This window comes from Streptomyces sp. NBC_01381 (genome assembly GCF_026340305.1).
Lineage (GTDB): Bacteria > Actinomycetota > Actinomycetes > Streptomycetales > Streptomycetaceae > Streptomyces.
Genome location: NZ_JAPEPI010000002.1, coordinates 3486446 through 3513067, shown reverse-complemented (window position 1 = coordinate 3513067; position 26622 = coordinate 3486446). Strand labels below are relative to the sequence as shown.

Here is a 26622-nt window from a genome sequence, read left to right as displayed (position 1 = left end):
TGACGCGCGCTTCTTGGGGAGGGGTCGGTTACTCGCCGTGGTACGGGAGCGTGATGCCCGGCAGTTCGTACTCGTCGCGGCGGCCGCACATGCCGTATCCGCCGCGCCGCGAAGGAGCGGTGTCGTACGAGCCCGATGCGGCGAGGTAGCCGGGGCTGCCCGCCTCCAGCGCGTCGAGCTGCGCGCCGGTGCGCTCGGCCGTGGCCAGCGCGCCCACCCGCCACAGCTCACGCCACGTGGGGACCTTGTCCCGGACCAGGCGGGCCGCCGCCTGCTGGAATTCCAGGTAGGGGCCGTTGTCGCCGGCCCTGAGCGCCTCGCGCAGCGGCAGATATCCCTCGACGGCCAGATCGCGGCGTTTGCGTGCGGCGGCCTCCGCCTCCGGGCCGGACTTCGCGGGGAGCCGCGCCGCCGCGGCGTACCGCTCGGGGTCGGCGAGCACGTCGGGCGGGAAGGTGAAGACCGCGTCCCCGGCCTCGGGCAGGCCGCTGTTCTGCATCAGCACGGTGATCCGCAGCTCCCCGCCCTGCACCATGCGGTGCACGGTGCCGGGCGTGAACCAGGCGACCGAGCCCGCCTCCAGGGGGACGTCGCGGTAGCCGTCGGGGCTGAGCGTCTGGACGGCGCCGCGGCCGCCGGTGACGACATACGCCTCCGTGCACACCAGGTGCAGATGGGGGCTGCCGCCGCAGACGCCGTCGGCGGCCTCCCAGTCGTAGGCGGTGAGGTGCGAGAGTCCGACGGCTCCGGGCAGCGGGTGCGGGAGGCTCACCATGTCAGTCCCTTCAGGTGCGTTGAGACGTGGTCGCGGTCCCAGGCGCCGTCCGCGACCACGACGCGGTAGCGGTAGTCGAAGGACGCGCCGGGGGCCAGCTCGAACTCCTCGAAGAATGCCCAGGAGAACGCGACGGTGGGGATGGGTTCGGAGCGTACGAACCAGTGCGAGTCGTGGATCGCGCTCGTCGCGTCAAGGTTCTCGGGGGCATGCGCGAAGACGAGCGTGGAGTGCGCGTCGACGTCGTCGTGCTCGGCGGTGAAGGCGAGCCAGGGTCCCTGGGTGCCCATCAGCTCGCCCGCGTCCTTCTCGTCGCCGGGGCCGAAGACCGCGCCGCCGGTGAAGTCGCGCGGTCCGCGCCACTGCAGGCCCGTGTATCCGGCCAGCTCACGACCTGCCGTGGTCGGCGAGCCGAAGTGCAGTGGTTCTCCTCGGGTGTTGGTCAGCCGGATCGACCAGTCCACCGCGTACTAACCGGCTTCCTCGTCGACGGAGTGGACGGTGATGCCGCGGCGCTCCCTGGCCCATTCCTTGCCGCCGTTCTCGATCCAGGTGAGGTCCTCGGCAAGGCGCAGCCGGTCCGCCTCGACGTCGAGGACGGCGAAGCCGTCGTGCCGCATGGATCCGACCCGGTCCGGCAGCGGAAGATAACCCTCGCCGTGGACATAGCAGTTGCCGCCCCAGAAGTTCTGTCCCGACAGATGGCTCGCGGTCATCTGCAGGCCCTTGTGCCAGCGGTGGTCGTTCGGGCGGTACCCGGAGACCTGGTGCCCGGCGAGGGTGCGCAGGGGGTGGATGTAGGGCTTGCGGGCCTCGAAGGCGTCCGGGTCGGGAGCGTAGACGTAACTGAGCAGTTCGACGCCGCGTGCCCTGACTGTGATCCGCTCGCCGTGGGTGTGGGTGACCTGAATCGTCATCGCTGGGGGCTCCAGTCGGGGTGGCCGCCGTGCATGGCCGTGTAGTAGGGGTCATCGGCGGCGATCTCGCCCGCGTGCACCGGCCGTCCGGTGAACGCCGACTTGTAGAGCGCGGCGGCGAATTCGAGGGTGCGCCGGGCGTCCGGTCCGCTGCCCGGTGGCCGTACGCCCTTCTCGTACGCGTCGAGAAGCACGCCCAGCTGGGCGGCGTGAGAGCTCGGCACATCGGCGGCGGGGGTGCGCCAGGCGGTGGCCCGCGCGGCGTCGACGTGCGGGGCCGGGGTGTACACCCAGTCGTCGTTGGAGTGCCCGTACAGATGGGTGAGTTCGACCGTCGCGTCGGCGCAGTCGACGCGGATGCGGCTGACCTCGTCCGGCGAGAGGACGCTGTTGACGACGGTGGCGAGCGCGCCGCTCTCGAACCGCACGAGGGCGGTCGAGACGTCCTCGCTCTCGGTGGCGTGGACCAGGCGGGCCGCCATGGCGCGTATCTCGGTCCAGTCGCCGAGGAGATGAAGGAGCAGGTCGTACTGGTGGATGCCGTGCCCCATGGTCGGGCCGCCGCCCTCGCTCTCCCAGCGGCCGCGCCACGGCACCGCGTAGTAGTCGCCGTCGCGGTGCCAGGTGGTCTGGCAGTGCGCGACCCGCGGTGCGCCGAGCGCGCCGCCCGCGATCAACTGGCGGGCGTGGACGGCGCCCGAGCCGTAGCGGTGCTGGAAGACCACGGATGCGTACGTTCCCGATGCCTCCTCGGCGGCGGCGATCTCGTCGTACTCGGCGAGCGAGAGGCACAGCGGCTTCTCGCACAGCACCCAGGCGCCCACCGTCAGCGCGGCCACGGTCTGCGCCCGGTGCAGCGACGGCGGGGTGCCGATGAGGACCAGGTCGGGGCGGACGGCGTCGAGCATCGCGGCGAGGTCGGCGTACCCCTCGACGTCCATGCCCGACTCACGGGCCCGGGTGCGGAACGCGTCGAGCCGGGCGGGGTCGACATCGACCGCGGCTCTCAGCTCGATCCGGTCGGAATGGGCCCGCAGGGCGGGCAGATGGCTGCCGGTGACGATGCCGCCGGTGCCGACGACGGCGGCCCGCAGGCGAGTGGGGGTGGAGGACATGGGGCTCCTCGTACGGCAGTGGACGGCCGGTGGACAGCCGGTGGACGGCGACAGAAAGCGCTTGCTCCGATGGCGACCCTAGACACGGCGCGATTGTCAGGACAAGACCCCCGGCAGCAAGAAATGAAACGAATCAATCTGTGGACAGCGGGCGATCCGGAGTGTCAGCCTCAGGGAGCGACAGGCGGCATCCACCCGCACCCGTCCCGCCGAATTCCACCCTGCCGAAATCCATCCCGCCGAACGGATTCCGCATGCCCGAAAACGCCGTACCCCGTCGCCGCTGCGCCGTGGTGGGCCTCGGCGCCCGCGCCCAACTCTTCACCGAGGCGCTCGCAGGTCCCTACGCGGACCGGAGCGAGTTGGCCGGCTTCTGCGACGTCAACGCGCACCGCATGGCCGTCCACAACGACTGGATCGCGGCCGACCACCCCGGCCGGCCACCCGTACCGGCGTACGCCGCCGAGGACTTCGAGGAGATGCTGCGCCGCGAGCGGATCGGCCTCGTCGTCGTCTGCACCGTCGACCACCTCCACGACCACTACATCGTCCGCGCCCTCGAAGCGGGCTGCGACGTGGTCACCGAGAAGCCGATGACCACGAGCGCCGACCGGGCCCGCCGCATCCTCGACACCGAGCGCCGCACCGGCCACGAGGTCCGCGTCGCCTTCAACTACCGCTACAACCCGGTGCATTCGGCCGTGCGCGAGCTGCTCGCGGGCGGCACGATCGGCGACATCGGCTCGGTCCACTTCGAGTGGCTGCTCGATCTGCGGCACGGCGCGGACTACTTCCGCCGCCGGCACCGGAACAAGGCCGACTCCGGCGGCCTGATGGTGCACAAGGCGACCCACCACTTCGACCTGGTCAACTGGTGGCTCGGCACCGAGCCCGAGACCGTGTACGCGCAGGGCGGGCTCTTCTTCTACGGCGCGGAGGCGGGCCACCGGCGCGGCCTGGCCCGCGACTACACCCGCGCGCACGGGTCGCCCGCCGCCGAGAGGGACCCCTTCGCCGTCCGCCTCGCCGACTCGTCCGCGCTGACCGCCCTCTACCTGGACGCGGAGGCGGCGGACGGCTACCACCGCGGCCAGAACGTGTTCGGCCCCGGGGTGAGCATCGAGGACGACATGGCGGTGCTCGTGCGCTACGCCTCCGGCGCGACCCTGACGTACCACCTCACCGCGTACGCGCCCTGGGAGGGCTACCGGATCGCCTTCAACGGCAGCGAGGGACGCGTCGAGCTGCTCGTCCAGGAGTCCACCTGGACCCGCCCCGACGTACGGATCGACGGCGCGAGCCCGGTGATGCACGGCGCGGCGGTCGGCGACGAGGCCGGCCGCACCCAGCTCCTGGTGCGCCGCTTCTGGGAGGAGCCGCGCGAGGTGAAGGTGCCCACGGGCGAGGGCGGGCACGGCGGCGGCGACGTACGCATGCTCGCCGACCTCTTCGGCGAGCGGTCGCCCGGCTCCACGGACCCGCTGGGGCGCGCGGCGGACGCCCGGGACGGGGCGCGCTCCCTGGTCACCGGTCTCGCCGCGAACGAGTCGTTCGCGACGGGGCTGCCGGTCGACGTCCGGACCCTGCGGGCCGCCTGAACGACGACGATCCGGTGCCCCGCAGCGCGGGACACCGGATCGGTCGTTCTTCAGGCCTTGTGAACCCTCAGGATCAGACCTGCGGCACCGGGTAGGTCGGGTACTCCACCCCGGAGACGGTCTGGACGACCCGGATGACCTGGCACGAGTAGCCGAACTCGTTGTCGTACCAGAGGTAGAGGATCGCGTTGTCGCCGTCGACCTTGGTGGCACCGGCGTCGACGATCGAGGCGTGACGCGAGCCGACGAAGTCCATGGAGACGGCGTCGGGGGCGGTGGTGAAGTCGATCTGACGCTTGAGCGGCGAGTGCAGCGAGACGTCGCGGAGGTACTCGAGGACCTCGTCGCGGCTGGTCTCGCGGCCCAGGCGCAGGCTCAGGATGGCGATCGAGACGTCCGGGACGGGGACGCGGATCGAGCTGCCGGTGATCGGCGCCTTGAGGTCGGGCAGCGCCTTGGCCACGGCGGAGGCCGCACCGGTCTCGGTGATGACCATGTTCAGCGGCGCGGAGCGGCCGCGACGGTCGGCCTTGTGGTAGTTGTCCAGCAGGTTCTGGTCGTTCGTGAACGAGTGGACGGTCTCCACGTGGCCGCGCAGCACGCCGTACTCGTCGTCCATGGCCTTCAGCGGCGGGACGATCGCGTTCGTGGTGCACGAGGCGCAGGACAGGATCTGCTCGTCGGGCTTGATCGTGTCGTGGTTGACGCCGTGGACGATGTTCGGGACGTCACCCTTGCCCGGAGCGGTCAGGACGACCTTGTCGATGCCGGGGCGCAGGTGCTTGGAGAGACCCTCGCGGTCGCGCCACTTGCCCGTGTTGTCGATGAGGATGGCGTCCTTGATGCCGTACGCCGTGTAGTCGACCTCGGACGGGTCGTTGGCGTAGATCACCTTGATCGCGTTGCCGTTGGCGAGGATCGTGCTGGTCTCCTCGTCGACGGTGATCGTGCCCTGGAACTGGCCGTGGATCGAGTCGCGGCGCAGCAGCGAGGCGCGCTTGACCAGATCCTGGTCGCCTCCACCGCGTACGACGATGGCGCGCAGCCGCAGTCCGTTGCCGGAACCGGCCTTCTCGATGAGCAGGCGGGCGACGAGGCGGCCGATACGGCCGAAGCCGTAGAGGACGACGTCGCGGCCCTCCTGGCACTCGATCTTGTTGGCACCCGTGGCACCGGCGACGGCCTCGGCGGTGAACGCCTCCACCGTCAGACCGCGGTCGTCAGACTTGTACGTCGCGGCGAGCATGCCGATGTCGATCTGGGACGGGCCGAGATCGAGCGTGGTGAGGGCCTGCAGGAACGGCAGCGTCTCGGTGACCGAGAGCTCCTCACCGGCTATCTGCCGGGCGAAGCGGTGCGTCTTCAGGATGCTGACCACCGACTTGTTCACCAAGGAGCGGCTGTGCAGCAGGATCGTCACGTCCCGCTCACGGTGCAGCTTCCCGATGATCGGGATCATCGATTCCGCGATCTCCTCGCGGTTTTTCCAGTTGGTGAACGAGTCGTCATTGACAGTCACAGGTTTATCTTTCGAGCTAGGCGGCGCTCATATGGTAACCCCTGGTCACATTGATCTTTCCATGGGGTAGGTCACAGCGCCGCCCGCGCCCGCCCTACGGCTTGCGGCTCAGGTGTGCGGAGAGGTGGTGCTGCAGCGGCCGGCCGACCGCCGCGAGGTCGTGGACGAAGGTGAGTGTGCCGTCGTCGGTCAGGGTGTAGCGGCGGCGGGTGGCCTCGACCTCCTTGGCGGTGGGGGTGCGGGCCACGTCGCAGGTGGCGAGGTCGACGGTGCCGTCTGCCGCGTGGCCGACCGCGATCTCCGCGATGCCGGTGGGCTGGGTGATCAGCGCCTCGACCCGGCCGTCGGGCTGCAGCCGCCACCAGCCGCTCTCCCGGGCCGAGGGACGCAGCGGCGCGCCGTCGGCGTCGAGCAGCCAGGCCCGCGCCTCGTAGTGCAGGAAGGGGCGGCCGTCGTGGCTGAAGGTGACGTCCTGCGCGTACACGAAGTCACCGTCGAGCGTCGGGTACTCGCCCTCGCCCCGGCCGTGCCAGGTCCCCAGGAACCCGAGCACGGGCGCGAGCAGGGCATGCGGCGCGGGCTTCTCGTCCGGTCCGTGGGCGTCGGGGTACGGGTACGCGGGTGCGGGGTCGAACACGGGGTGCGCTCCTGGGGTCGGGGTCGGTGCCTGGGGAAGCCTAGGGCGGCGGTCCACCCCGTGGCGGGAAGCAGCCGCCCCATTCCTCTGCGGACCGTCCACGATCTACGCTCCCCGGGACCATGGGTTCCAACTCTCAGGGGGTACGCGGTGGAGTACGGCGACTACAGGGCTCATGACGCGGTCGGTCTCGCCGAGTTGGTGGCCCGGGGCGAGGTCACGCCGGGCGAACTCCTGGAGGCGGCCGTCAGCCGTTCCGAGACCGTGAACGCGAAGATCAACGCGATCATCCGGCCCATGCATGACATCGCCCGCGAGCGCGCCGCCCAGGAACTCTCCGGGCCGCTCGCCGGAGTGCCTTTCCTGATCAAGGACTTGATGCAGGACTACGCGGGCCGGCCCACCGGACGCGGCTCGCGCGCCACCCAGGCGGACGTGGCCGCCGAGCACAGTGAGGTGGTGCGGCGCTGGCTCGAGGCGGGCCTGGTGATCTTCGGGCAGACCAATGTCCCCGAGTTCGGCATCAAGGGCATCACCGAGCCGGAGGTCACGGGCGCGACCCGCAACCCCTGGAACCTCGCCCACACGCCGGGCGGTTCGTCCGGCGGCTCCGCCGCGGCGGTGGCCGCGGGCATCGTCCCCGCGGCCGGGGCGAACGACGGCGGCGGCTCGATCCGCATCCCCGCCGCGTGCTGCGGCCTGTTCGGCCTCAAGCCGGGGCGCGGCCTCGTGCCCGCGGGTCCCGGCCACGCCGAGCTTCTCCTCGGCGCCGCGAGCAACGGCGTCGTCTCCCGTACGGTCCGCGACAGCGCCGCCCTCCTGGACACGCTCACCACCCGCCCCGATGCAGGCGGGCCCTTCCTTGCCGCGCGCCCCGACACCTCGTACGCGGAACTGGCCCGCCGCACGCCCGGCAGGCTCCGCATCGGCGTCAGCACCCGCTCCCCCATCGGCACCCCCGTGGCCCGGGAGGCGGTGGAGGCGGTCGACCTCGCCGTGAAGCTGCTCACCGGGCTCGGGCACGACGTCGAGGAGGCCGAGCCGCACATCGACGGGGTGCGTCTGGCCGACGATTTCATGTCGATGTACGCGGTGGCGGAGGCCGCGACCATGGCGGAGATCAAGCACCGCACCGGCGCCGAGGACGACCGGTTCGAACTCGACACCCGTCTGATCGCCGCTGCGGGCAACGCGGTGAGCGCGACGGAGTACACCATCAGGCACGCCCGCTGGAACACCTACAACCGCCGCCTCGCCGCCTTCCACGAGCGCTACGACCTGCTGCTCACCCCGACCCTGGGCCGTGCGCCGGTCCGCGTCGGCGAGCTGGACACGCCGTGGCTGACGCGGAAGGTCGGTGCGGGGCTGCTGAAGGCGGGCATGGCGGGCCGGCTCAGCAAGACCCGGCTGTGGAGGCGGGCGGTGGTGGAGAACCTGGCTCCGAACCCCTTCACGCAGCTCGCCAACATCACCGGCCGCCCGGCCATGTCGGTGCCGCTCTACCGCACGCCGCAAGGTCTGCCCCTGGGCGTGCAGTTCGTGGGCCCGCTGGGCGGCGAGGGGCCGCTCCTTGCCCTGGCCACCCAGCTCGAAGGGGCCGCGCCGTGGGCACACTTGGAGCCCCGGCTGTGACCTGCCGCGGCACCCGGCCGACGCCCGGCTAGAGTTCCGCCGTGCCGACGTACAGCATTGGTCAGGCCGCGCGCCTGCTGGGAGTGAGTTCGGAGACCGTCCGCCGGTGGGCCGACGGCGGGCGGCTCCCGATGGAGCGGGACGGCTCGGGGAACCGGGCGATCGACGGCGTGGGCCTCGCGCGGTTCGCCGTGGAGCGGGCGCAGGGCCAGGGGCCCGATGACGACGCGCCGCAGACGTCGGTGCGCAACGCGCTCACGGGGATCGTCACGGCCGTGCGGTCCGACGGTGTCGTCGCCCAGGTGGAGATCCAGTCGGGTCCGCACCGGCTCGTGTCGATGGTGACCCAGGAGGCGGTCGAGGAGCTGGACCTCGCGGTCGGGGTCACCGTCACCGCACGCGTCAAGTCGACGAACGTACACGTCGATCGGCCCTAGGCGGCGACGGCTTCGCGCTCGTCGTCGGGGGCGCGTAACGGCCGTCCACATGAATGGCCTGGATGCCGCTGATGTGCCGGCCCCCGCAGCGGTCCTGGGGCAGGACCAGCTGCGGGCCGGCGTGGTCGAGCGGGGTGTCGTCGATGCCGACGGCGAGCAGGACGGGGGCCCTGCCGAAGTCGGGGTCGATCTCGGCCCAGGACAGCAGGCCGTGATGGCCGTCCGCACCCCTCACCGCGATCAGGAACCGCAGCCGGTCCTTGCGCCGCGCCGGGTCGAAGCCCGGCCCGGCGTCGGACAGCACGTCGTGCAGCAGCGGCCCCTCGAAGAGGTGGTGCTGCATGCCGCTCGTGGCGCACTCGAAGCTGACCCGCACCCGATGCTGCGGCCAGGCGAGCAGATCGGTCACCGTCAGCCGGGCCGGACGCGCGACGTCACCGGTGAGGGCGAGCTCTGCCACTGGCCCTGCGGCTGTAAGGGACTGACTCACTGGCTATCACCTCCCGCAGGACCGTACCCGGACAGCGGCACGTCGGAAACGCAGATGCCCACACGTTCCTGGATTCATCCCAGTGGATGGGATGTTGCAAGCATCAGATGCCTCTCATTTGCGCAGGGTCACGCATCCCCCTGCTGTCGACGCGGACCCCTGCCCTGGATTCCCCAAGTGCCGCTCCAGCGCCGCACGTTCATGTCCCGCACACGACCAGGACGCATTACCTCCGGGCAAGACTTCACACACGGGCCGCACACTCTCCCCTGCCTCTCCGACATGAAGGAGTCCCCCACGTGGTCACGTCCCACAGCGCCCGGCCGGCACGGCTCGCGCTCGTCACGGCGGTCGCGGCGCTTGCCGCCACCGCCGTGCCCTTCCAGGCCCTGGCCGCCTCGCCGCTGCCCGCCGTCACGCCGCGTTCCGAGACGCCCGCGCTGCACGACGACGAGGCGGGCGGTGACGCCGACGCGGACGACCCGGCGATCTGGCGCAACGCCGCCGACCCGGGGCGCAGCCTGGTGATCGCCACCGCCAAGCAGGGCGGTCTGCGCGTGTACGACCTGGACGCGCGTGAGGTGCAGTCGGTGCCCGCGCCCGCCGCTCCGGGCCCGGATCACGCGCCCGGCCGGTTCAACAACGTCGACCTAGTGCACGGTCTGCGGCTGTCATCGGGCCGGGCCGACCTGGCCGTCACCAGTGACCGCGGCAGCGACCGGCTGCGCTTCTACCGCATCGACCGCGACCGCGCGGGCGGCCCCCTCACCGACGTCACGGACCCGGCCGCCGCCCCGGTCTTCTCCTCCTCGCAGGCCGAGATCGACGAGCAGCGCACCGCGTACGGTGTCGCCACCTGGACCGACAAGGCCACGGGCCGCTCCTACGCCCTGGTCAGCCGCCGCGAGCGCACCGGCATCGCACTGCTCGAGCTCACGCCCGGTCCCGGCGGCACGGTCGGCTACCGCAAGATCCGCACCATCGACCTTCCCGCCGACTTCCGTCTGCCCAACGGGAGTTCGTGGTCCCCCTGCGGCGAGCCCGGTGAACTCCCGCAGGTGGAGGGCATGGTGGTCGACCCGGCCACGGGCACGCTGTACGCGGGTCAGGAGGACGTCGGCATCTGGCGGCTGCCCGCCGGCCTGACCGGCAAGCCGCAACTCGTCGACAAGGTCCGCGAGTTCGGCGTCCCGGGCACGTACGACGAAGAGACCGAGGAGTGCACCCCGGGCGCCGACCCGGGCTACGGCGGCACCCGCATCTCCGCCGACGTGGAGGGCCTGACCCTGGTGAACGAGCAGGACGGCGACGGCTACCTCCTGGCCTCCAGCCAGGGCGACAACACCTTCGCCGCCTACGACCGCGAGGTGTCCGACGCCAACGAGTACGAGGGCGGATTCCGCGTCACCGCCGCCCCGTCCGGCGCCGACGGCTCGGAGGAGTGCGACGGCGCCGCCGCGCTGAACGCCCCGCTGGGCGCGAGGTATCCGAACGGGCTGCTCGTCGTGCAGGACGGCCACGACGCCCCCGGGGACGGCGAACGCCCTTCCACCAACTTCAAGTTCGTGGATCTCGGTGACGTACTGGACGCCGTCGACGACTGACCGGGCGTTACGACGTCGGCGGCGTCCCGTCGTCGGGGACGGATTCCAGCAGGCTCCGCACGACGGGGCCCGCGGACCGGCCGCCCGTGACTCCCTTCTCGACGACGCAGGCGATCGCGACATTGCCCCGACGGGCCACCAGCCAGCCGTTGTTGGGGGTGTCATCGGCGACCTCGGCCGTGCCGGTCTTGGCCCCGATGTCGCCGGGCAGGCCGGAGAGGAGGTCGGCCGTGCCGTCGGTGACGGTGGCGCGCATCATCGTCCGCAGGTCGCCGACCACATCCTTGGGCAGGTCCGTGGTGGTCGTGGTGTCCTTCGAGCCGCGTACGAGCGTGGGCTGGCGGAACGTCCCGGATGCGGCAGTCGCCGTCACGGACGCCATGACCAGCGGGTTGGCGAGGACCCGGCCCTGCCCGATCATCGAGGCGGCCTTCTCCGTCTCGTCACGGGGCTCGGGCACCGAGCCGTCGAACGACGGGACGCCGGTGTGCCATTCCTGGCCGACGCCGAAGTACTTGCCCGCGACATCGCCCATCTCACGGTCGCCGAGCTTGTCGCGCAGGCTGATGAAGGCGGTGTTGCACGACTCGGTGAAGTCCTCCAGGAAGCTGGCGCCGCGGTGCTCGGAGGTCTCCACGTTGTGGAACTCCTTGCCGACGGTCAGGTACTTGGGACAGTCCACGGTGTCGTCCGGCGCGACGTCGCCCTTGAGCAGCAGCGCGCTGGTCGTCACGATCTTCCAGGTGGAGCCGGGCGCGTAGGTGCCGGAGACGGCGCGGTTGAAGCCGGCGGGTGAGTTGGCCACGGCCAGGATCTCGCCGTTGTCGACCCGCAGGGCGACCAGCGCGGCGTCCTTGCCGTCGGTCTCGTCGGCGAGCGCCTTCTCGGCCGCGGCCTGCCAGGTGGGGTCGATCGTGGTCCGCACCGCCTCGTCGGTGGGACGGGACGGCTTCTTGCCGAAGGTGACCTCTGTCTTCCTGACGTCCCCGGAGGTCCGGTCGACGAGGTGGATCGCGCCGTGCGGTCCGGCCCCGGACGCCACGGCGACCTCGGAGAGGACGGGGGCGAGGGAGGGATGCGTGTCGGCCGACAGGGCCTTGCCGTCGCGGTCGACGGCGCCCGGCCCTTCGGTGTCGTCGCGCTCCAGACGGAACTTCTCGCTGCCGCTCAGGTGCGGGTGCACGAGCGAAAGGCGCCAGTCCACCCTCCATCGGCCGTCCTGCTCGCGCAGGGGCAGCTGTGATGTGTACGTCCAGGTGCCGAGGCCCTTCACGGGCATCTTGGCGGTGAAGGGAACGGTGACGGTGCCGTTCTCGGCAAGCTTCGCCTTGGCCGCTGCCGCGTTCAGGGCGGGCTTGCTGATGTCGAGCCCGGCGGTGAAGTTGCGCAGGACCTGCTGTGCCTCGCCGGGTTTGGTGGTGCGCGCCCCCGCTTCCGGCAGGCGGCCGCCCGCCCAGTCGGCGAGGAAGGCGCGCGCCTGGGTCAGGGCCGCCGGATCGGGGGCGTCAGGACCGGAGTCGAAGGGACCGAGGTCGGCTGCATAGGCCCCGCCTGCGACGACGGCGAGCGCCACGGCCGCCGCGACGGCGGCCCGCAGCGCCTTGCGCGGCCTGCGGCGGTAGGTGGTGACGGATGGAGTGGCGGAGGGCCGGTGGCCTGTATCGGTCATGCCAGGCAGGAGAGCAACCGCTCGTCACTCATGTCCAAGTTCCCTATCAATCTTGAATTGATACAGATGAGATATCGTTGCTGCTCATGGACCTGGTGCGGCACCTGGAGTGCTTCGTGGCTGTTGCAGAAGAGTCACACTTCGGCCGCGCCGCCGCCCGTCTCGGGATGGCCCAGCCCCCGCTGTCGCAGCGCATCCAGCGTCTGGAGCGCGAGTTGGGGGTACGCCTCTTCGATCGCACCAGCAGGCAGGTGACGATCACCAAGGCCGGGGTGCTGCTCCTGGACGAGGCCCGTGCGCTGCTTGCGCGGTCCGATGCCCTGATGGCCACCGCCCGCCGTATCCGGGACGGGGAGAGCGGGCTGCTGCGGGCCGGTCTCTCGGCCGACATCGGCGGGGAGACGGTGGCCGCGATCATGGCGGACTTCCGGCAGCGGCATGTCGGCGTGGAGCTGGAGCTGCATGAGCTGTCCACCGCCCAGCAGTTGGCCCGGTTCGCCTCGCACGACCTGGACGTCGGGCTCATCCACCACCCCTGTGACATCACGGGGCTCGAACTGGGGCCTGTGCTCCGCCGCGAGCTGGGCGTGCTGTTGTCGCGCGCCGCGCCGCAGGCCGCGCTCGGCGAGATTCCGCTGGCCTCCCTCAGCGGATACGACCTGGTCCTCTTCCCCCGCGCCGGGGCGCCCGCGCTGCACGACGACATCCTGACCACCTGCGCTCGGGGCGGCTACTCCCCCGCCACCGTCCGGCACGGCCAGGGGTCCAGCTTCGTGCGGGGTCTGGTCCTCTCGGCGAACGCGGTCGCCTTCAGCCCCCGGGACGTGCACCCCTCCGGCGACCGGGACCCGGACGTCGTCTGGCGCCCCCTCACCGGCGCACCGCTGGCCTGGCGGCACTCCGTCGCCTGGCCGCAGGGTCATCGGGACTCCGCCGTCAGCACCTTCGCGGACGCGGCGACGCGTGCCCTGCGCGACACCGCGGGGGCGAGCGCCGACCCGCCGTCGCGACCTCTCCACCTGCGCCCCGCATCGGAGTTCTGGCTGTGAACGACACCCTCAACCGCATCCGCACGGCCTTCGCCGAAGCCGGCGTCACCGGCTGGCTGCACGCCTGCGACATCGACTCCGGCGCGGAGATCGACGCCGGCGGCGACCATCCGGTCGTCACGGCGAGCGTCCACAAGCTCTGTCTCCTTGTCGCCCTCCACCAACGGGCCGCGGCCGGCGGCCTCGACCTCACCGAGCAGGTCGAGTGCCCGCCGACGGACCGCACTCCAGGGCCGACCGGCCTCGCCGCCATGCTCGATCCCGTCCGTATGTCCCTGCGCGATCTGGCGTACTCGATGATGGCGGTCAGCGACAACGCGGCCGCCGACCTGCTGCTCGACCGGGTCGGCATCGACGCCGTCAACCGCTCGACCGCGGACCTCGGCCTCCGCCGTACGTGGGCGATGCACACCTTCGGCGGGCTCCTGGCCACCCTCAGAGAGGACACCGGTCCCGGTGGCTCACAGGTCCTGACGGACCCTCATGTCATCGGCAGGCTGCGGGCGTTGGACCCCGCCCGGTCCAATCGCAGCACCCCGCGCGAGATGACCCGGCTGCTCGGCGCGGTCTGGCGTGACGAGGCCTGCACGGCCGCGCACGGGGCGGCCATCCGGCGCGTCCTCGGCCTGCAGGTGTGGCCGCACCGGATGGCTTCGGGCTTCCCCTTCGACGACGTACACGTGGCGGGCAAGACCGGCAGCCTGCCGACGCTGCGCAATGAGGTCGGCGTCATCGAGTACCCCGACGGCGGCCGGTACGCGGTCGCCGTGTTCACCCGCGCCGCCGCCACGGCCGCCGTCCTGCCCGCGGCCGACGCGGTCATCGGCACGACGGCCCGGATCGCCGTCGACGCGATCCGGGCCGCGGGCGTCACCAGGACGGCATGATCGACTCCGGGTAGCGGGACCCCGCGCCGCCGTGCGGCAGGATCTCCTGGACGCTGGCCAGGTCCGCCGGTGTGAGCGTGAGGTCCGCCGCCGCGACGTTCTGCTCCAGCCGCCGTGGATCACGCGTCCCCGGGATCGGCACGATGTCGTCGCCCTGGGCCAGGAGCCAGGCGAGCGCCAGTTGGGTGACGGTCGCGCCCTTGGCTTCGGCGAGGGCGGTCAGCTCGCGGACCGCGGCCAGGTTCCGCTCGTAGTTGCCGGGCTGCCAGCGGTCGTCCCAGCTGCGCATGTCGTCCGCGGGGTACTCGGCGGCGGGCCGCACGGCGCCGGTGAGGAAGCCGCGGCCCAGCGGCGAGTACGGCACGAAGCCGATGCCGAGCTCGCGCACCACGGGCAGGACGTCCGCCTCCACGGCCCGCTCGAACATGGAGTACTCGGTCTGCAGCACCGACACCGGATGCACGGCGTGGGCGCGCCGGATGATGTCCGGCCCCGCCTCGCTGAGCCCGAGATGGCGCACCTTGCCTTCGGCGATCAGCTCGCCGATCGTGCCCGCCACGTCCTCGATCGGCACGTCCGGGTCGACGCGGTGCTGGTAGAGGACGTCGATGCGGTCGGTGCCGAGGTGGCGCAGGCTGTTCTCGGTGACCTCGCGGATGTGCTCGGGCCTGCTGTTGAGCGCGTAACCCTCCGCGTTCTGCGGGGCGTTCATGTCGAAGCCGAACTTGGTGGCGAGCACGATGTCGTCGCGGAAGTCCTCGACCGCGCGGCCGAGCAGCCGCTCGTTGCTGCCGGTGCCCATGCCGTACAGCTCCGCGGTGTCGAAGAGCGTGACGCCCAGTTCGTACGCGCGGCGGATGGTGGCGATGCCGCCTGGCTCGTCGCCCGCGCCGTACGCCATCGTCATGCCCATCGTGCCGAGACCGATCGCCCCGGCCTCCAGGCCATGTGTGCCGAGCTTGCGCTTGGGGAGGTTCTTGCCGTGCTGTGTCATGCCGTCGACGCTATGAGCAAACGCACCGCGCGGCATGGGGCGACGGCCGCATAGTCTTGCCTGATCCTCTCAGTCGGGGACCCGTCGGCGATCAGTCGGGGAACAAGGGAGCCTGCATGCTGGACCAGCTCGGTGCGGCCATCGCCCGGCACACCGACGGCACCTGGTCGGACGGTGCGGTGCCCCGCCTGACCGTGGTCGCGCTCGACGAGCCCGAAGCTGCCGCCGACCTCCTGTACGAGCCGATGATCTGCTTCACCGTCGAGGGCGCCAAGCGCGGTGTCGCGGGCGACCGGAGCTGGGTGACCGGGCGCGGCCAGATGTTCTTCAACTCCGTCGCGATGCCGGTCACCGCCACGTTCGAGGAGATGCCGTACCGCTCCGCCGTCATGCGGCTCGACGCCCAGGTCATCGCCGATCTGCTCCTCGAACTCGACGGCGCCGCACCGCGTACGCCCGCCGCTCCGGGCGGACAGCTGACCGCGCCGATGACCCCGGACATCGTCGACGCGGTCACCCGCTGGGTGCGGCTGCTCGACACCCCCGAGGACATCCGCCCGCTCGCGGCCCGCATCGAGGGCGAGATCCTCTACCGCCTGCTCGGCAGCCCGCTCGGCCCGCTGCTCCGTGACTTCGCCCTGACCGACTCCAGCGGGGCGCGGGTGCGCGCGGCGGCCCGGTGGATCTGCGCCCATTACGCCGAGCCGCTCGCCGTCGACACGATCGCGGCGGTGGCGCACATGAGCACCGCCACCCTGCACCGCCACTTCAAGGCCGCCACCGGGATGAGCCCGCTGCGGTTCCAGAAGCAGCTGCGGCTGCTGGAGGCGCGCCGGCTGCTGGTCGCCGGAGACGCCACGGCCGTACAGGCCGCGCAGGCCGTCGGGTACGTGAGCGCGACGCAGTTCAACCGCGAATACCGGCGTGCCTTCGGGCTGCCGCCCGCGCAGGACGCAACCCGGGTGCGCGCAATGGATCGATGAGTCGATAAGTCGGTCAGCGGCACAGGACAGGGACGCGTTGCACGAGGTTGTTGCCGAAGCCTCCCCGGTTCCAGGGCTGTTCGAGGGGCTGGGTGCGGCCGTCGGCGTCGGATGCCCGGACGGTCAGGGTGTGCCTGCCCGCCGTCGCGTGCCACGTGGTGTGCCAGGCCTGCCATCCCCAGCGGTGCGGGCCCCGTCCGGCGACCTCGGCGTCGGTCCAGGTGCGGCCGTCGTCGGCGCTGACCTCGACCCGGGTGACCGGCCCGTATCCCGACCAGGCGCGTCCCGCAAGATCGACGGGTCCGGGGCGCACGACTCGTACGCGTGACATGAAGTCCGGGAAGCCGGGCGGGACCAGGAGGGCGCGCGGGGCGATCCGGGTGACGGGCTCGCCGGGGTCGTCCGGGGACTGCCGGAACTGGTACGCCACGGCCTGCTGGAAGCCGGTGAACGGGGAATCGGTCAGTTCAATCTGGCGGAGCCACTTGACGTGCGCCATGCCGTACCAGCCGGGGACGACGAGCCTCAGCGGGTAGCCGTGCTGGGGCGGCAGCGGGCCGCCGTTCATCGCGTACGCGAGCAGCACGTCCGCGTCCACGGGGAGTTGCAGGCTGCGCCGGTAGTCCTGCTCGACGCCGCGCTCGACTCCGTGGTCCGCGCCGGTGAAGACGGCCTCGACCGCGCTGTCCTCGACCCCAGTGGCCGCGAGCACCGTCCGCAGCGGTACGCCCGTCCAGTCGGCGGTGCCCACCGCCTCCACCAGCCAGGGCTGGCTGACCGGGCGCGGGCTCAGCCGGGCGCGGCCGTTGCCCGCGCACTCCATCGTGACCCGGTGGGTGACGGCCGGCAGCGCCCGCAGTTCCGCGAGGCTCAGTTCCAGGGGCGTACGGACCTGTCCGCCGACGGAGAGCCGCCAGGTGTCCGCGTCGGCCGCGGGGATGTCGTAGTGGACCAGTACGTAGTGGAGGCCGGGCGGTGTGACGTCGTAGCGCAGCGCTTCCAGCGGCAGCCCGTGATTGCGTGCCGCGAGGCCCAGCTCTTCCTCGCTGATGCCCTCGTCGGGGGCGGCGACGCGTCCCGGTGTGCTGACATCACCGAGGGATGTCCGCTCCATGCCTCCATCGTCGCCCGTGCGGGCCGGGCCCGCACGGCAAACGGCCTGGCGCGACGGTCAGGCTCAGGGAATCCAGTAGTTGTGCACGGAGTCCACCTTGGGCTGTCCGCCGGGACCGGACATGCCGAGTCCCTCGGCGACGGGCATCAGCTTCCCGGTGAACGCCTGCATGTGCTGCTCGGACTCCCAGAGGTCGTAGATGTCCAGGCCGTCGCTGCTCGGAACACAGACGTGGGCGATACAGCCGTCGAAGATCTCTGGCGTTTCCTGGAGCTTCGCGTTGAGGGCGTCGTACTGATCGGTGGTGGTGCCCGGGAGGGAGGCGTGCATGAAGATCGCCATGGCAGCTGCTCCTTGTGTGACGAGGGGGTGCGATGAAAGGCATGTGAGGGGGGGCCGCCGCGTGGCGGCCGCCGCTCCATGGCCAGCACAGCACGCCCGTACGCCGATGGCATCCGCAAGCGATCCCTGCGAGCGCGGCGGGGCCGGGGTCCGGCCGCCGCTGATCAGGCGGCGCTCTTGGCGAAGTCCGCGAAGTCCGCGATGTCCCGCACCACCCGTTCCGGCCTTTCCCAGTACACGACGTGTCCCGCACCCTCGTAGACGATCAGCCGGGAGCCGATGACGGTGTCGAGGACCGTCTGTTGCTCCGCGCGCGTCACGATCGGGTCCTGGTCGCCCCAGACGGCCAGCGTGGGGACGAGGATCCCGGCCAGCGTCGCACGCAGATCGGTTTCGAGGAGGCCGCGCAGCGTCTCCCGCCACACACGGGCGGGTGCCTTCAGGTTCTCCTCGACGATGGTCTCCAGGAAACCGCGGGCGACGGGTTCGGCCGTCATGCCGAGCGCGAACCGCTCCACGAAGTCACGGTCCACCGGGTCCTCAAGGTCCCGTACGGCTTCCCAGAGCTCGGCGGCTGCGGGCTTGTCGGCGAGGGCGACCGGGACGCCCAGGAGTACGAGACCTGCCACCCGGTCGGGATAGCGGCCCGCGACGATGCGCGCCTGCACCCCTCCGCTCGAACCCCCGACGAGCACGGCGCGCTCGATCCCCACGCTGTCCATGAAGGCGACGAGGTCGGTGGCGAAGTCCTCGGGGAGATAGCCGTCCGGGGGCTTGTCGGCGTCTCCGTGGCCTCGCTGCGTGGGCGCGTACGCATGCAGCGAGGCGGGCATGCGCCGCAGCAGCGGCTCGAACGTCCACCAGGAGTCGGCATAGCCGTGGACCAGGACGACCGGCACACCCGAGGGGCCGCCCACCTCGGCATACGGAAGGACGAGCCCCTCACGCAGCGCTGCCTTGTGCACGGCGATGGCCGGCATGACGGCCCTCCTCACCTCTGCTTCCAGCGTAAGGAAAGGCGGGCCGCGGGGCAGGTCGGGGCTGTTCTCCTCCCTTACGGGACGCGGGCGACGCCCACGTAGAAGCCGCTCAACTCATCCTTCGGGGCGGGCGATTCCTGGTACCAGTGCGTCGCCGTCACCAGACCCGGGGCGACAAGCTCCAGGCCGTCGAAGAAGGGCTCGACCTCTTCGCGGCGCCGCATCCGCAGCGGCACCTGGCCCTCCCGGTAGGTGTTCTTGACGGACTCCACGAGCTCGGGATGCTCGTCGGTGGTGCCGTGCGAGAGGACCAGGTAGCTGCCGGACGGCAGGGCGTCGACGAGGGAGCGGGTGAGGGCGCACGGGTCCTCGTCGTCGGTGATGAAGTGCAGCAGCGCGATGAGGGACAGGGCGACGGGCTTGCCGAAGTCCAGGAACTCGCGCGCGTGGTCGAGGATGGCCTCGGGGCTTCGCACATCCGCCTGGATGTAGTCCGTGGCGCCTTCCGGGGTGCTGACAAGGAGGGCTTCGGCGTGGCGCAGCACGATGGGGTCGTTGTCGGCGTACACGACCCGGGAGGCGGGGGCGATCTCCTGGACGATCTGGTGCAGGTTCGGCGCGGTGGGGATGCCGGTGCCGATGTCGAGGAACTGGCGGACGCCGTGGTGCGCGAGCCAGGCGGCGGCACGGTGCATGAACGCCCGGTTCCGTGCCGCGTTGGCCCTCGCCTCGGGCGGCAGCTTCTCGCCCATCTCCTGATCGACCAGGTAGTTGTCCTTGCCGCCGAGCAGCCAGTCGTAGACGCGGGCCGGGTGGGGCTTGCTGGTGTCGATGAGGAAGTCGGCGTCTTCTGCGTTCATCGCCCGAGAGTACAGGTCAACCGTTCGAGCGGGGAGCGGAGTTGACCGGCGCGTATGAGGTGACCCATCCCCGGCATACGTCCCAGGTGGCGCCGTCCGCGCTCGCACCGCGCAGCCCGTCAAGGACGCCGGGACCGGCGAGCGCGGGCAGCCGCGAGTCCGCGAGGGAGCCGAAGGCATAGGTGCGGGCGGGGTCCCATGCGGTGGAGTGCCGCAGGCGCCGGGCGAGCTGGGCGAAGCCGAGGGGCGCGGCCGCCATCACCCAGGCGTGCGGCAGTTCGGCGGTCAGGCGGTTCGCGGCGCGCAGCCAGGAGGCAGCCGTCTCGGGCCAGTGCACCGTCGCGAGAACCGTGCCGCCACGTGCCGTCCAGGCGGCGGCGAACGCGGCGGCGGATCTCCGGGAGGCCGGATCTCGACTGTGCCCGATGACGACGGTCTCGATCCGCGCCTTGGGGAGGCTCAACAGGCCGATGAGGGCGGCGAGTTCGGCTTCCGTGTGCGCGAGGGGAACGGGCAGGTCCGGGTGGGCGGCCAGGTCCGCGGCGGCGATGAGGGGTGAGCGGGAGTGCTCCCGTTCTTCGAGGATGCTCATGGTGCGGTCGTGCCGCCTTCCGTGTGGGGCCTTCCGTCTGGGCTGCCGTCTGGGCTGCCGTGTCGGCCTGCCGTATGGGCTGCCGTGTCGGCCTGTCGTATGGGCTTTCCATCGGGCGTACGCGGCGGGCAGGCAGACCGCGCACGGCCGGTGTCCGGCGGCGATCGCGGTCGCCTCGTCGGCGAAGAACACCCGGTGGGCGACGTAGTCGCCGCGGGCGATGGCGCGCAGCGCGGAGGGGCAGTCCAGGCGTCCGTACAGGCGCCCGCGCCGGTGTCCGCCCAGCGTGCCGGGTGTGCCGCTGCGATACGGCTTTCCGTCCGGGCCGCAGAGTGTGTACGTGCCGGGGGACTTCACGCCGCGTCGTGGAAGACCAGGCCGAGCGTGCGCCGCCGCCCGGAACGGACGGTGCTCACGCCGTGCCGCATGGGGGCGTTCGACCACCCGCGCTTCGAGGCCACGGGCCGGTCGCGGGTGGTGAAGATCAGGCCGTGCCCCCGCGGCAGGGTCGTGGCCGATCCGCGTGACTGGGCGCGTGCGCGCTGCTCGGTCATGAGGAACTCGCCGCCGGTGAAGTCGGTTCCGGGGGTGTCGAGGCCGATGACGACCTGGAGCGGGAAGAGCATGTCGCCGAACACGTCGCGGTGCAGGGCGTTCCAGTCGCCGGGGCCGTAACGCAGCAGGATCTGGGCGGACTTGGACTGGCCTGCCGCGTGGCACATCGCGACCCATTCCTCCAGGCTGTCCGGCCAGGGTGCGGCCTTCCCGAGCTTCTCGGCCCAGTCGCGGGCGACGGGCAGCAGCCGGGGGTAGAAGGCCTCCCTCAACTCCCGTACACGATTGGGCAGTTCATGGGTGAAGTAGCGGTACTGGCCGGAGCCGAAGCGGTGCCGGGCCATGTCGACGGTGGTGCGGAATCGGTCGGCGTCGTCGTACAGGGCGGCGAGCCCACGGCACTCCCCCGCGCTCAGGAGCGGGCCGGTGAGTGCGTGGCCGTGCGCGTCGAGCTCGGCGGTCAGCTCGGACCAGTCCCCCGCGTCGACACGTGACGTGACGCGGCTCGCGGGGCGCGTGGTGGCGGTCATGGTTCGGGTCCTTCGGGTTGCGGGGCGCGTCAGACGAGGGTGGGCTGCAGGGCGCCCTCATGGGTGAGGAGCTGAACCTTGCGCTCCACACCGCCGGCGTAGCCGCGCAGCGAGCCGTCCGCGCCGATGACGCGGTGGCAGGGCCGCACGATCAGGAGCGGGTTCGCGCCGATCGCGGCGCCCAGGGCCTGCACGCGCCCGCGGGCCACCCCGAGCCGCTCGGCGAGTGCGCCGTACGTGGTCGACGTGCCGTACGGGATGTCCTCCACGGCGCGCCACACCCGCCGCTGGAATTCCGTGCCGCTGGGGGTGAACTCGATGTCGAACTCGGTGAGTTCACCGGCGAAGTACGCGACCAACTGCCGGGCGACGCCCGCGAACCGGTCGGGTGCGTGCCGCCAGTCGGCGCGCACCGCAGGGGCGTTCTTCTGGCCGGGCACGGACAGCGACGTCAGCGTGGTGCCGTCGCTCGTCTCCTCGCCCACCAGCAGGAGTTCGCCCAATGGGCTGGTGATGGTCGTGTAGGCGGTCATCGTCGCCTCCCTTCCGTTCGCTTTCGCTCGCTTTCGTTCCACCTCCACAGTGGGATGCCGCGATCACGGATGCTGGCGGGATTCGGACGTCGCCCTTGTCAACCGCCCTTGTCATACGTCGCCGACCAGCCGCCCCACCTGGTGATCGAGCAGCGCGAGCGCCTCATCGGCCGTGCACTGACCGCGCAGGACGTCTGAGGCGAGACCGCCGGTCAGGGCCGGCAGGATGCGTGCCTCCGGGGCGGGGTCGACGCCGTCCCGCAGCAGGCCGCCGTCTACCGCTTCGGCGATCTGCGCGGGGCAGCGCGGCCAGGCTCCGGCGCACCCGGGCGTCGACCTGCGCACGCAGCGCGCCGGCGGCATGGTGCACCATCTCGTCCTTGCTCACGAAGCAGTGCTGTACGCGCCCGGGCGACACCCCCGCCTCGGCGGCCACCTCATGCATGCCCACCGCTTCGAGGCCGCGCTGCGCGACGATCCGGCAGAGCGCCGCGGCGATCTCCTCGCGGCGCTGTTCGTGGTCGACCTGCTTCGGCATCGCGCCCGTATCTCCGTGTGTCTCAAAAAGGGGAGACCGATGCCTCGCAGTGCCGTGGGTCGCTACATCACGCCGCCAGGGCACGCCCTGTTCGAGCAGGCGTACAGCGCGGGGATGCGGGAGTTGCCCCAGCCGGCGCGCACCCACGACATGCCGACCGCCTACGGGCAGGTGCGGGCCTACCGGTTGCACCGCGGTCTCCTGGGCGCCGAACATCCCCGCGCTGGCCGCGCGCAGGCCCGCGTACGCCCTCGACCTGCTCGGTGTCTCTGCCGGTGGCTGGCTGGCCTGCAACCAGGCGGTGCGCGCGCCCGAACGGGTCGCATCGGTCAGCCTGCTCGACCCGATCAACACCTTCGCCCGCCTCTCGTACGCCGCGGTGCTCCGCACCATCCCCACCCTGGTGCCGGGCCCGAAGGAGTGGGCCCTGCCACGGTTCCTCGCCTGGGTCGACGGGCAGGGCGTGGCCGCCGCCGACGACCGCCCTGCCGGTGCCCGCTCTCTTCAGCGACGGCACGCCGTCTCCGGCCAGTACGCGGACCGGGTCAACGCCCGCGTACTCGACTTCCTGGATGGACTGGAAGGAATCGACGTACGCGACGGCGGGTGATTCCTCACGCCTTCGTTACGCGTTCAGTCGCGCGCGGAACGCCGTCGTCGCGTCGCCCGTGATCGAGACGAGGAGTTCCCCGCCTCGCCGGGAGCAGGACCGCACGTCGACCCATACGCCGACCTCACCGGGCCGTCCCATCGCCACCCCTTGGCGGCCGGTGAAGTCGAGCCGCCCGCCCGGTGCGGGCACGATCCCGTGGTGCACCAGGTAGGCGCCGAGCGGGCCGTGCCCGTTGCCGGTCACCGGGTCCTCGGCGATGCCGATCGCCGGGGCGAACATCCGGGCCCAGGTGAGGAGTTGGGCCTCGCCGGTGGCCCGGGTGAAGACGAACCAGCCGTTGCTGCCGACCTCGTGGCTGAGCGCCGTCAGCGCGGCCGGGTCGGGGCGCAGACCGTCCACGGCGGCGCGGTCGCACAGCTCCACGATGACCTTGGAGTGCCCGGTCGAGACGATCTGGACGGGCCCGTCGTCCGCGAGGTCGCCGGATGTCGCACCGAGTGCCCGCAGCAGACGGTCCACCTGGGTGCCGTCCAGCTCGGGCCCGAAGTCGGCCGCCCCCTGGTGCATCCCGATCCGCACCCGGTCACCGTCGCCGTCACGGATGATCTCCACCCGCTGGCGCAGCCCGCCGCCCGTCTTCTGCACCAGCGAGCCGGACGGCAGCCCGTACTCGACGGCCCTGGCGAAGTGCGCGCCCACGGTGGCGTGCCCGCAGGTCGGCACTTCCGTCGTCGGGGTGAAGAAGCGGACGCGTACGTCGTGATCGGCGCCGTCAGGGGGCAGCACGAACGCCGTCTCGGAGTTGTTGAGCTCGCGCGCCACCGCGAGCATGTCGGCGTCCGTCATGCCGTCCGCGTCGAGGACCACCCCGGCGGGATTGCCCGTGAACGGGGTCCGGGTGAACGAGTCGACCTGGTGAAGAATCCTCATCGCCGCCCCTCCGATCGCTCGGTCCGCCCGCGCCGGGCGACGGCGTCCGCGGCCACCCGGAACCCGTGGTGCAGCCCGGCCACCTGCAGGACGGCCCGTGCGGGGCGATGGTCGCCGAACACCTCCGCGAAGACGGCGTCGACCGCCTCCCAGGCCGCGATGTCCGTCAGATAGAACTGCACCTTCGCGACCGATTCCGCGTTCCCACCCACCGGAAGCTGCGCCGACACCCAGACCGTGCCGTCCGGCGTGACGGGCTCAAGAGCGGGCATCGGCGAGCTCCTCCGCGAGGCGTACCAGGGTCCTGACCGCGGTTCCCGTGCCGCCCTGGGGCGTATAGCCGTACGGAGCACCCTCGTGGAAGGCCGGTCCCGCGATGTCGAGATGGGCCCAGCGGGTGCCGGCCGGCACGAACTCCTTGAGGAACAGGCCCGCGACGAGCCCGCCTCCCATACGCTCGCCCTGGTTGGCGATGTCGGCCACCGGGGAGTCAAGGCCTTCCCGCAGCTGGGCGGGCAGCGGCATCGGCCAGGCCGGTTCGCCGGTGCGCCCCGCAGCGTCCACGATCCGCTCACGGAATGCGTCGTCGGGGGACATCACCCCGAAGAGGCGATTGCCGAGCCCCATCCGCATGGCGCCGGTCAGGGTCGCCACGTCCACGACGGCGTCAGGCCGTTCCTCGGCGGCGCGCACCAGCGCGTCAGCCAGGACGAGCCGCCCCTCGGCATCGGTGTTGCGCACCTCGACGGTTCTGCCGCCGTACATCCGCAGGACGTCGCCCGGGCGGACGGCGGACCCGGACGGCATGTTCTCCGCAAGGGCCAGCCAGCCCGTGACCTCGATCGGGAGGCCGAGCCGTGCCGCGGCCGTCACGGCGGCGAACACGGCGGCGGCGCCCGACATGTCGCGCTTCATGATCTCGTTGAAGCCGACGGGCTTGAGCGAGATGCCGCCCGAGTCGTAGGTGATGCCCTTGCCCACAAGAGCGATGCTCGTCCGCGCCCGGGGGTGGGTATGGGCGATCCGCACAAGGCGCGGCGGATTCACCGAGCCCTGCCCGACGCCGAGGATGCCGCCGAACCCGTGCTCGTCGAGCGCCGTCTCGTCGAGCACGTCTACCGCGAGCCCGAACTCCGCGCCGACCGCCCGCACGGTGGCGGCGAAGCTCTCCGGATGCAGGTCGTTCGCCGGTGTGTTGATGAGGTCACGGGCACGGTTCAGCTCCTGGCCGATCACCGTGGCGCGGCGCAGCGCGGCCGCGGCGTCCCCGTGCCGCGTGAGGATCGACAACTCGCCCACGGGCGGCTTGTCCTCGCCGGTGGTCCGGTACACGGTGAAGGCGTACGCACCGAGCAGACCGCCGAGCGCCACCGCCTCCACGGCATCGGCCGTGGCCGCCGGAAGGGCGAGGACGGCCTTCGTGGCACCGGCCAGGGTCCGGGCCGCGACGCCCGCGGCGCGGCGCAGCGCCTCGGCGTCGTGCCCGCCGTCGGCGTCGGCCTCGCCCAGGCCGACCGCGAGCACGAGGCGCGCCTCGATGCCGGTCGGTGCGGGGACTTTGACGGCCTCGCCCGCGGCACCAGTCATGCCGAGGGTGCCGAGCAGTTCGGCCGACGGTCCTTCGAACGCCGTGGCGTCGGGGGTCGGTATCGGTCCTTTGGGCCCTTGGGCGACACCGATCACGACGGCGTCCACGGGCAGCGACTCCGCGAGGGAGTCCGTCACCGTCACTTCGGTCATTTCACCGTGTCCTGTTCTGCGTGCCGAGCTTCGAGTTCTACGTGCTGCACTTTGATTACTGCGTTCTGACGCCGCGTCATACCGACTCCGACGAGTACGACGACCATGCCCGCCGCCACGCGGAGGCTGAAGGCCTCGTCGAGCACGACGGCGCCGAGCCCGACGGAGACCACCGGCAGCAGATAGCCGACCGTCGCGGCGTTGGTCGCGCCCTCGTCGGCGATGATCCGGTAGGTGAGGTGGAAGGTGATGCCGGTGGCGAAGATCCCCAGGACGACGACGGCGATCAGGGCCTTGGGATGGACATGGACCGTTTCGAGGCCGCCGACCGGCACCATCAGCGTCGTAAGCCCCGTCGCGGCGAGGAGTTGGGCCGTGGAGAGGGAGATGGTGGGGATGCCCTTCCCGACCAGATGCTGTCCCATGTACGCGAATCCGACGGCGTAGCTGGCCGCCGCGCCCACGATGGCGAGCGCGCCCCAGCTCGCGAGCCCCGACTGCTGCCACGGGGCGAAGATCAGCAGCACTCCCGCGAAGCCGAGCAGGAGCCCGGCCAGGCGGACGGGGCGCAGTCCGCGTTCCGTGCCGATGGCGAGGCCGATGAGCACCGACCACAGCGGAGTCGTCGCGTTCAGCACGCCGGCCACCCCGGAGTCGACGGTCTGCTCGCCCACGCTGAAGAGGCCGAACGGCAGGGCGTTGCAGAAGAACGCGGCCACGACGATGTGCCGCCAGGCCGCCCCGCCCCGAGGAAGCCGCCGGCGCCCGCCGAGCAGCAGGACCATGAGGGTCAGGGCTCCCAACGCGCAGCGTACGAGGGTGACTTGGACGGGCGAGAGACCGTCGAGGGCCAGTTTGATCCACAGGAAGGTCGATCCCCAGAGGAGCGCGAGGACCCCCACCCGTATCCCTGCGCAAGTTCTTCCGGGGACGCCGCTCACGCTTGTTCTCCTTGTCCGGACCGTGGTCCGTGCATCGTTCGGGCCGTT

The 26622-nt window shown here is 71.7% G+C and carries 27 protein-coding genes and 1 pseudogene; 8 read left to right on the top strand and 20 right to left on the bottom strand.

Features of this window, described 5'->3' with window-relative positions:
* Nucleotides 1-28: 28 nt before the first annotated feature.
* From OG453_RS37060 to OG453_RS37050, 3 genes and pseudogenes are all read right to left on the bottom strand, one after another.
* Entirely contained in the window at nt 29-775 is a 747-nt protein-coding gene (locus OG453_RS37060; RefSeq protein ID WP_266872926.1) for a cupin, read from the bottom strand.
* Nucleotides 769-1692 (bottom strand): annotated as a pseudogene (locus tag OG453_RS37055) (PmoA family protein). The gene OG453_RS37060 and the pseudogene OG453_RS37055 overlap by 7 nt, the downstream one beginning before the upstream one ends.
* On the bottom strand, nt 1689-2807 hold the full coding sequence (locus tag OG453_RS37050; protein WP_266872925.1) for a Gfo/Idh/MocA family protein: 1119 nt from the start codon (nt 2805-2807) through the stop codon (nt 1689-1691). The pseudogene OG453_RS37055 and the gene OG453_RS37050 overlap by 4 nt, the downstream one beginning before the upstream one ends.
* A gap of 254 nt (nt 2808-3061) precedes the next feature.
* Here OG453_RS37050 and OG453_RS37045 point away from each other — a divergent pair, with 254 nt between their 5' ends.
* Complete coding sequence (locus OG453_RS37045) at nt 3062-4405, top strand: Gfo/Idh/MocA family protein (RefSeq protein ID WP_266872924.1); 1344 nt, start codon at nt 3062-3064, stop codon at nt 4403-4405.
* Between the two features lie 73 nt (nt 4406-4478).
* Here the strand turns inward: OG453_RS37045 and OG453_RS37040 are convergent, their stop codons facing one another.
* Both OG453_RS37040 and OG453_RS37035 read right to left on the bottom strand, forming a co-directional pair.
* On the bottom strand, nt 4479-5924 hold the full coding sequence (locus OG453_RS37040) for a glyceraldehyde-3-phosphate dehydrogenase (protein ID WP_266872923.1): 1446 nt from the start codon (nt 5922-5924) through the stop codon (nt 4479-4481).
* A gap of 94 nt (nt 5925-6018) precedes the next feature.
* Nucleotides 6019-6561: an FABP family protein gene (locus OG453_RS37035; protein WP_266872922.1), complete on the bottom strand. Its 543-nt coding sequence runs from the start codon at nt 6559-6561 to the stop codon at nt 6019-6021.
* A gap of 150 nt (nt 6562-6711) precedes the next feature.
* On the opposite strand from OG453_RS37035, the gene OG453_RS37030 reads away from it, so the two are divergent.
* Together OG453_RS37030 and OG453_RS37025 are read left to right on the top strand one after the other, a co-directional pair.
* Nucleotides 6712-8193: an amidase gene (locus OG453_RS37030; RefSeq protein WP_266872921.1), complete on the top strand. Its 1482-nt coding sequence runs from the start codon at nt 6712-6714 to the stop codon at nt 8191-8193.
* Between the two features lie 41 nt (nt 8194-8234).
* A complete protein-coding gene (locus OG453_RS37025) occupies nt 8235-8630 on the top strand; it encodes a molybdopterin-binding protein (protein WP_266872920.1) in 396 nt (131 codons plus the stop codon).
* On the opposite strand, the gene OG453_RS37020 is transcribed toward OG453_RS37025, so the two are convergent.
* On the bottom strand, nt 8596-9120 hold the full coding sequence (locus OG453_RS37020) for a molybdopterin-dependent oxidoreductase (RefSeq protein WP_266872919.1): 525 nt from the start codon (nt 9118-9120) through the stop codon (nt 8596-8598). The two genes, OG453_RS37025 and OG453_RS37020, sit on opposite strands and share 35 nt — an antisense overlap.
* Nucleotides 9121-9419: 299 nt before the next feature.
* Between OG453_RS37020 and OG453_RS37015 the strand changes: the two genes are divergently transcribed.
* Nucleotides 9420-10724 (top strand): phytase, encoded by a 1305-nt coding sequence (locus OG453_RS37015; RefSeq protein WP_266872918.1) that lies wholly within the window; start codon nt 9420-9422, stop codon nt 10722-10724.
* Nucleotides 10725-10731: 7 nt separating this feature from the next.
* Here OG453_RS37015 and OG453_RS37010 read toward each other — a convergent pair whose 3' ends face one another.
* Nucleotides 10732-12393, bottom strand: a complete 1662-nt coding sequence (locus OG453_RS37010; RefSeq protein WP_266872917.1) for a penicillin-binding transpeptidase domain-containing protein — start codon at nt 12391-12393, stop codon at nt 10732-10734.
* 86 nt (nt 12394-12479) lie between these two features.
* Here OG453_RS37010 and OG453_RS37005 point away from each other — a divergent pair, with 86 nt between their 5' ends.
* The gene (locus OG453_RS37005; protein ID WP_266872916.1) at nt 12480-13442 is read left to right on the top strand and encodes a LysR family transcriptional regulator; all 963 of its coding nucleotides are present in this window, start codon (nt 12480-12482) and stop codon (nt 13440-13442) included.
* Nucleotides 13439-14329, top strand: coding sequence for a serine hydrolase (locus OG453_RS37000; protein WP_266872915.1), 891 nt, complete (start codon nt 13439-13441; stop codon nt 14327-14329). The genes OG453_RS37005 and OG453_RS37000 overlap by 4 nt, the downstream gene beginning before the upstream one ends.
* Here OG453_RS37000 and OG453_RS36995 read toward each other — a convergent pair.
* Nucleotides 14313-15323: an aldo/keto reductase gene (locus tag OG453_RS36995; RefSeq protein WP_266872914.1), complete on the bottom strand. Its 1011-nt coding sequence runs from the start codon at nt 15321-15323 to the stop codon at nt 14313-14315. The two genes, OG453_RS37000 and OG453_RS36995, sit on opposite strands and share 17 nt — an antisense overlap.
* A 116-nt stretch (nt 15324-15439) precedes the next feature.
* Here OG453_RS36995 and OG453_RS36990 point away from each other — a divergent pair, with 116 nt between their 5' ends.
* Nucleotides 15440-16306, top strand: coding sequence for an AraC family transcriptional regulator (locus OG453_RS36990; RefSeq protein WP_266872913.1), 867 nt, complete (start codon nt 15440-15442; stop codon nt 16304-16306).
* 13 nt (nt 16307-16319) lie between these two features.
* Here the strand turns inward: OG453_RS36990 and OG453_RS36985 are convergent, their stop codons facing one another.
* The 8 genes from OG453_RS36985 to OG453_RS36950 form a co-directional block, all read right to left on the bottom strand.
* Complete coding sequence (locus OG453_RS36985; RefSeq protein WP_266872912.1) at nt 16320-17420, bottom strand: sulfite oxidase; 1101 nt, start codon at nt 17418-17420, stop codon at nt 16320-16322.
* Between the two features lie 63 nt (nt 17421-17483).
* Nucleotides 17484-17762, bottom strand: a complete 279-nt coding sequence (locus OG453_RS36980) for a hypothetical protein (RefSeq protein WP_266872911.1) — start codon at nt 17760-17762, stop codon at nt 17484-17486.
* Nucleotides 17763-17926: 164 nt separating this feature from the next.
* Complete coding sequence (locus tag OG453_RS36975) at nt 17927-18742, bottom strand: alpha/beta fold hydrolase (RefSeq protein WP_266872910.1); 816 nt, start codon at nt 18740-18742, stop codon at nt 17927-17929.
* Between the two features lie 74 nt (nt 18743-18816).
* Nucleotides 18817-19602, bottom strand: a complete 786-nt coding sequence (locus tag OG453_RS36970; protein WP_266872909.1) for an SAM-dependent methyltransferase — start codon at nt 19600-19602, stop codon at nt 18817-18819.
* 16 nt (nt 19603-19618) lie between these two features.
* Complete coding sequence (locus OG453_RS36965) at nt 19619-20551, bottom strand: hypothetical protein (protein WP_266872908.1); 933 nt, start codon at nt 20549-20551, stop codon at nt 19619-19621.
* Nucleotides 20548-21279 carry a 2OG-Fe(II) oxygenase gene (locus tag OG453_RS36960; RefSeq protein ID WP_266872907.1) on the bottom strand — a complete coding sequence of 244 codons (732 nt, stop codon included), beginning with the start codon at nt 21277-21279 and terminating at the stop codon, nt 20548-20550. Before OG453_RS36960 ends, OG453_RS36965 begins: the two co-directional genes overlap by 4 nt.
* A gap of 29 nt (nt 21280-21308) precedes the next feature.
* On the bottom strand, nt 21309-21812 hold the full coding sequence (locus OG453_RS36955; RefSeq protein WP_266872906.1) for a methylated-DNA--[protein]-cysteine S-methyltransferase: 504 nt from the start codon (nt 21810-21812) through the stop codon (nt 21309-21311).
* A 111-nt stretch (nt 21813-21923) separates the two neighbouring features.
* The gene (locus tag OG453_RS36950; RefSeq protein WP_266873287.1) at nt 21924-22175 is read right to left on the bottom strand and encodes a hypothetical protein; all 252 of its coding nucleotides are present in this window, start codon (nt 22173-22175) and stop codon (nt 21924-21926) included.
* Between the two features lie 476 nt (nt 22176-22651).
* On the opposite strand from OG453_RS36950, the gene OG453_RS45240 reads away from it, so the two are divergent.
* Nucleotides 22652-22960 (top strand): hypothetical protein, encoded by a 309-nt coding sequence (locus OG453_RS45240; RefSeq protein ID WP_323178706.1) that lies wholly within the window; start codon nt 22652-22654, stop codon nt 22958-22960.
* A gap of 15 nt (nt 22961-22975) precedes the next feature.
* Here OG453_RS45240 and OG453_RS36940 read toward each other — a convergent pair whose 3' ends face one another.
* The 4 genes from OG453_RS36940 to OG453_RS36925 are packed head-to-tail and all read right to left on the bottom strand — an operon-like array spanning nt 22976 to nt 26574.
* Complete coding sequence (locus tag OG453_RS36940; protein ID WP_266872905.1) at nt 22976-23893, bottom strand: PhzF family phenazine biosynthesis isomerase; 918 nt, start codon at nt 23891-23893, stop codon at nt 22976-22978.
* Complete coding sequence (locus OG453_RS36935) at nt 23890-24165, bottom strand: RidA family protein (protein ID WP_266872904.1); 276 nt, start codon at nt 24163-24165, stop codon at nt 23890-23892. Before OG453_RS36935 ends, OG453_RS36940 begins: the two co-directional genes overlap by 4 nt.
* Nucleotides 24152-25633 carry a leucyl aminopeptidase gene (locus tag OG453_RS36930; protein WP_266872903.1) on the bottom strand — a complete coding sequence of 494 codons (1482 nt, stop codon included), beginning with the start codon at nt 25631-25633 and terminating at the stop codon, nt 24152-24154. The genes OG453_RS36935 and OG453_RS36930 overlap by 14 nt, the downstream gene beginning before the upstream one ends.
* Nucleotides 25630-26574, bottom strand: a complete 945-nt coding sequence (locus tag OG453_RS36925) for a DMT family transporter (RefSeq protein WP_266872902.1) — start codon at nt 26572-26574, stop codon at nt 25630-25632. Before OG453_RS36925 ends, OG453_RS36930 begins: the two co-directional genes overlap by 4 nt.
* Nucleotides 26575-26622 lie beyond the last annotated feature (48 nt).

Excerpts from the sequence above, each read along its gene's own strand:
- OG453_RS37060 (WP_266872926.1), bottom strand. The coding sequence starts at position 775 with ATGGTGAGCCTCCCGCACCCGCTGCCCGGAGCCGTCGGACTCTCGCAC.
- OG453_RS37050 (WP_266872925.1), bottom strand. The coding sequence starts at position 2,807 with ATGTCCTCCACCCCCACTCGCCTGCGGGCCGCCGTCGTCGGCACCGGC.
- OG453_RS37045 (WP_266872924.1), top strand. The coding sequence starts at position 3,062 with ATGCCCGAAAACGCCGTACCCCGTCGCCGCTGCGCCGTGGTGGGCCTC.
- OG453_RS37010 (WP_266872917.1), bottom strand. The coding sequence starts at position 12,393 with ATGACCGATACAGGCCACCGGCCCTCCGCCACTCCATCCGTCACCACC.
- OG453_RS37005 (WP_266872916.1), top strand. The coding sequence starts at position 12,480 with ATGGACCTGGTGCGGCACCTGGAGTGCTTCGTGGCTGTTGCAGAAGAG.
- OG453_RS36995 (WP_266872914.1), bottom strand. The coding sequence starts at position 15,323 with ATGACACAGCACGGCAAGAACCTCCCCAAGCGCAAGCTCGGCACACAT.
- OG453_RS36990 (WP_266872913.1), top strand. The coding sequence starts at position 15,440 with ATGCTGGACCAGCTCGGTGCGGCCATCGCCCGGCACACCGACGGCACC.
- OG453_RS36985 (WP_266872912.1), bottom strand. The coding sequence starts at position 17,420 with ATGGAGCGGACATCCCTCGGTGATGTCAGCACACCGGGACGCGTCGCC.
- OG453_RS36980 (WP_266872911.1), bottom strand. The coding sequence starts at position 17,762 with ATGGCGATCTTCATGCACGCCTCCCTCCCGGGCACCACCACCGATCAG.
- OG453_RS36975 (WP_266872910.1), bottom strand. The coding sequence starts at position 18,742 with ATGCCGGCCATCGCCGTGCACAAGGCAGCGCTGCGTGAGGGGCTCGTC.
- OG453_RS36970 (WP_266872909.1), bottom strand. The coding sequence starts at position 19,602 with ATGAACGCAGAAGACGCCGACTTCCTCATCGACACCAGCAAGCCCCAC.
- OG453_RS36960 (WP_266872907.1), bottom strand. The coding sequence starts at position 21,279 with ATGACCGCCACCACGCGCCCCGCGAGCCGCGTCACGTCACGTGTCGAC.
- OG453_RS36955 (WP_266872906.1), bottom strand. The coding sequence starts at position 21,812 with ATGACCGCCTACACGACCATCACCAGCCCATTGGGCGAACTCCTGCTG.
- OG453_RS36950 (WP_266873287.1), bottom strand. The coding sequence starts at position 22,175 with ATGCCGCCGGCGCGCTGCGTGCGCAGGTCGACGCCCGGGTGCGCCGGA.
- OG453_RS36940 (WP_266872905.1), bottom strand. The coding sequence starts at position 23,893 with ATGAGGATTCTTCACCAGGTCGACTCGTTCACCCGGACCCCGTTCACG.
- OG453_RS36935 (WP_266872904.1), bottom strand. The coding sequence starts at position 24,165 with ATGCCCGCTCTTGAGCCCGTCACGCCGGACGGCACGGTCTGGGTGTCG.
- OG453_RS36930 (WP_266872903.1), bottom strand. The coding sequence starts at position 25,633 with ATGACCGAAGTGACGGTGACGGACTCCCTCGCGGAGTCGCTGCCCGTG.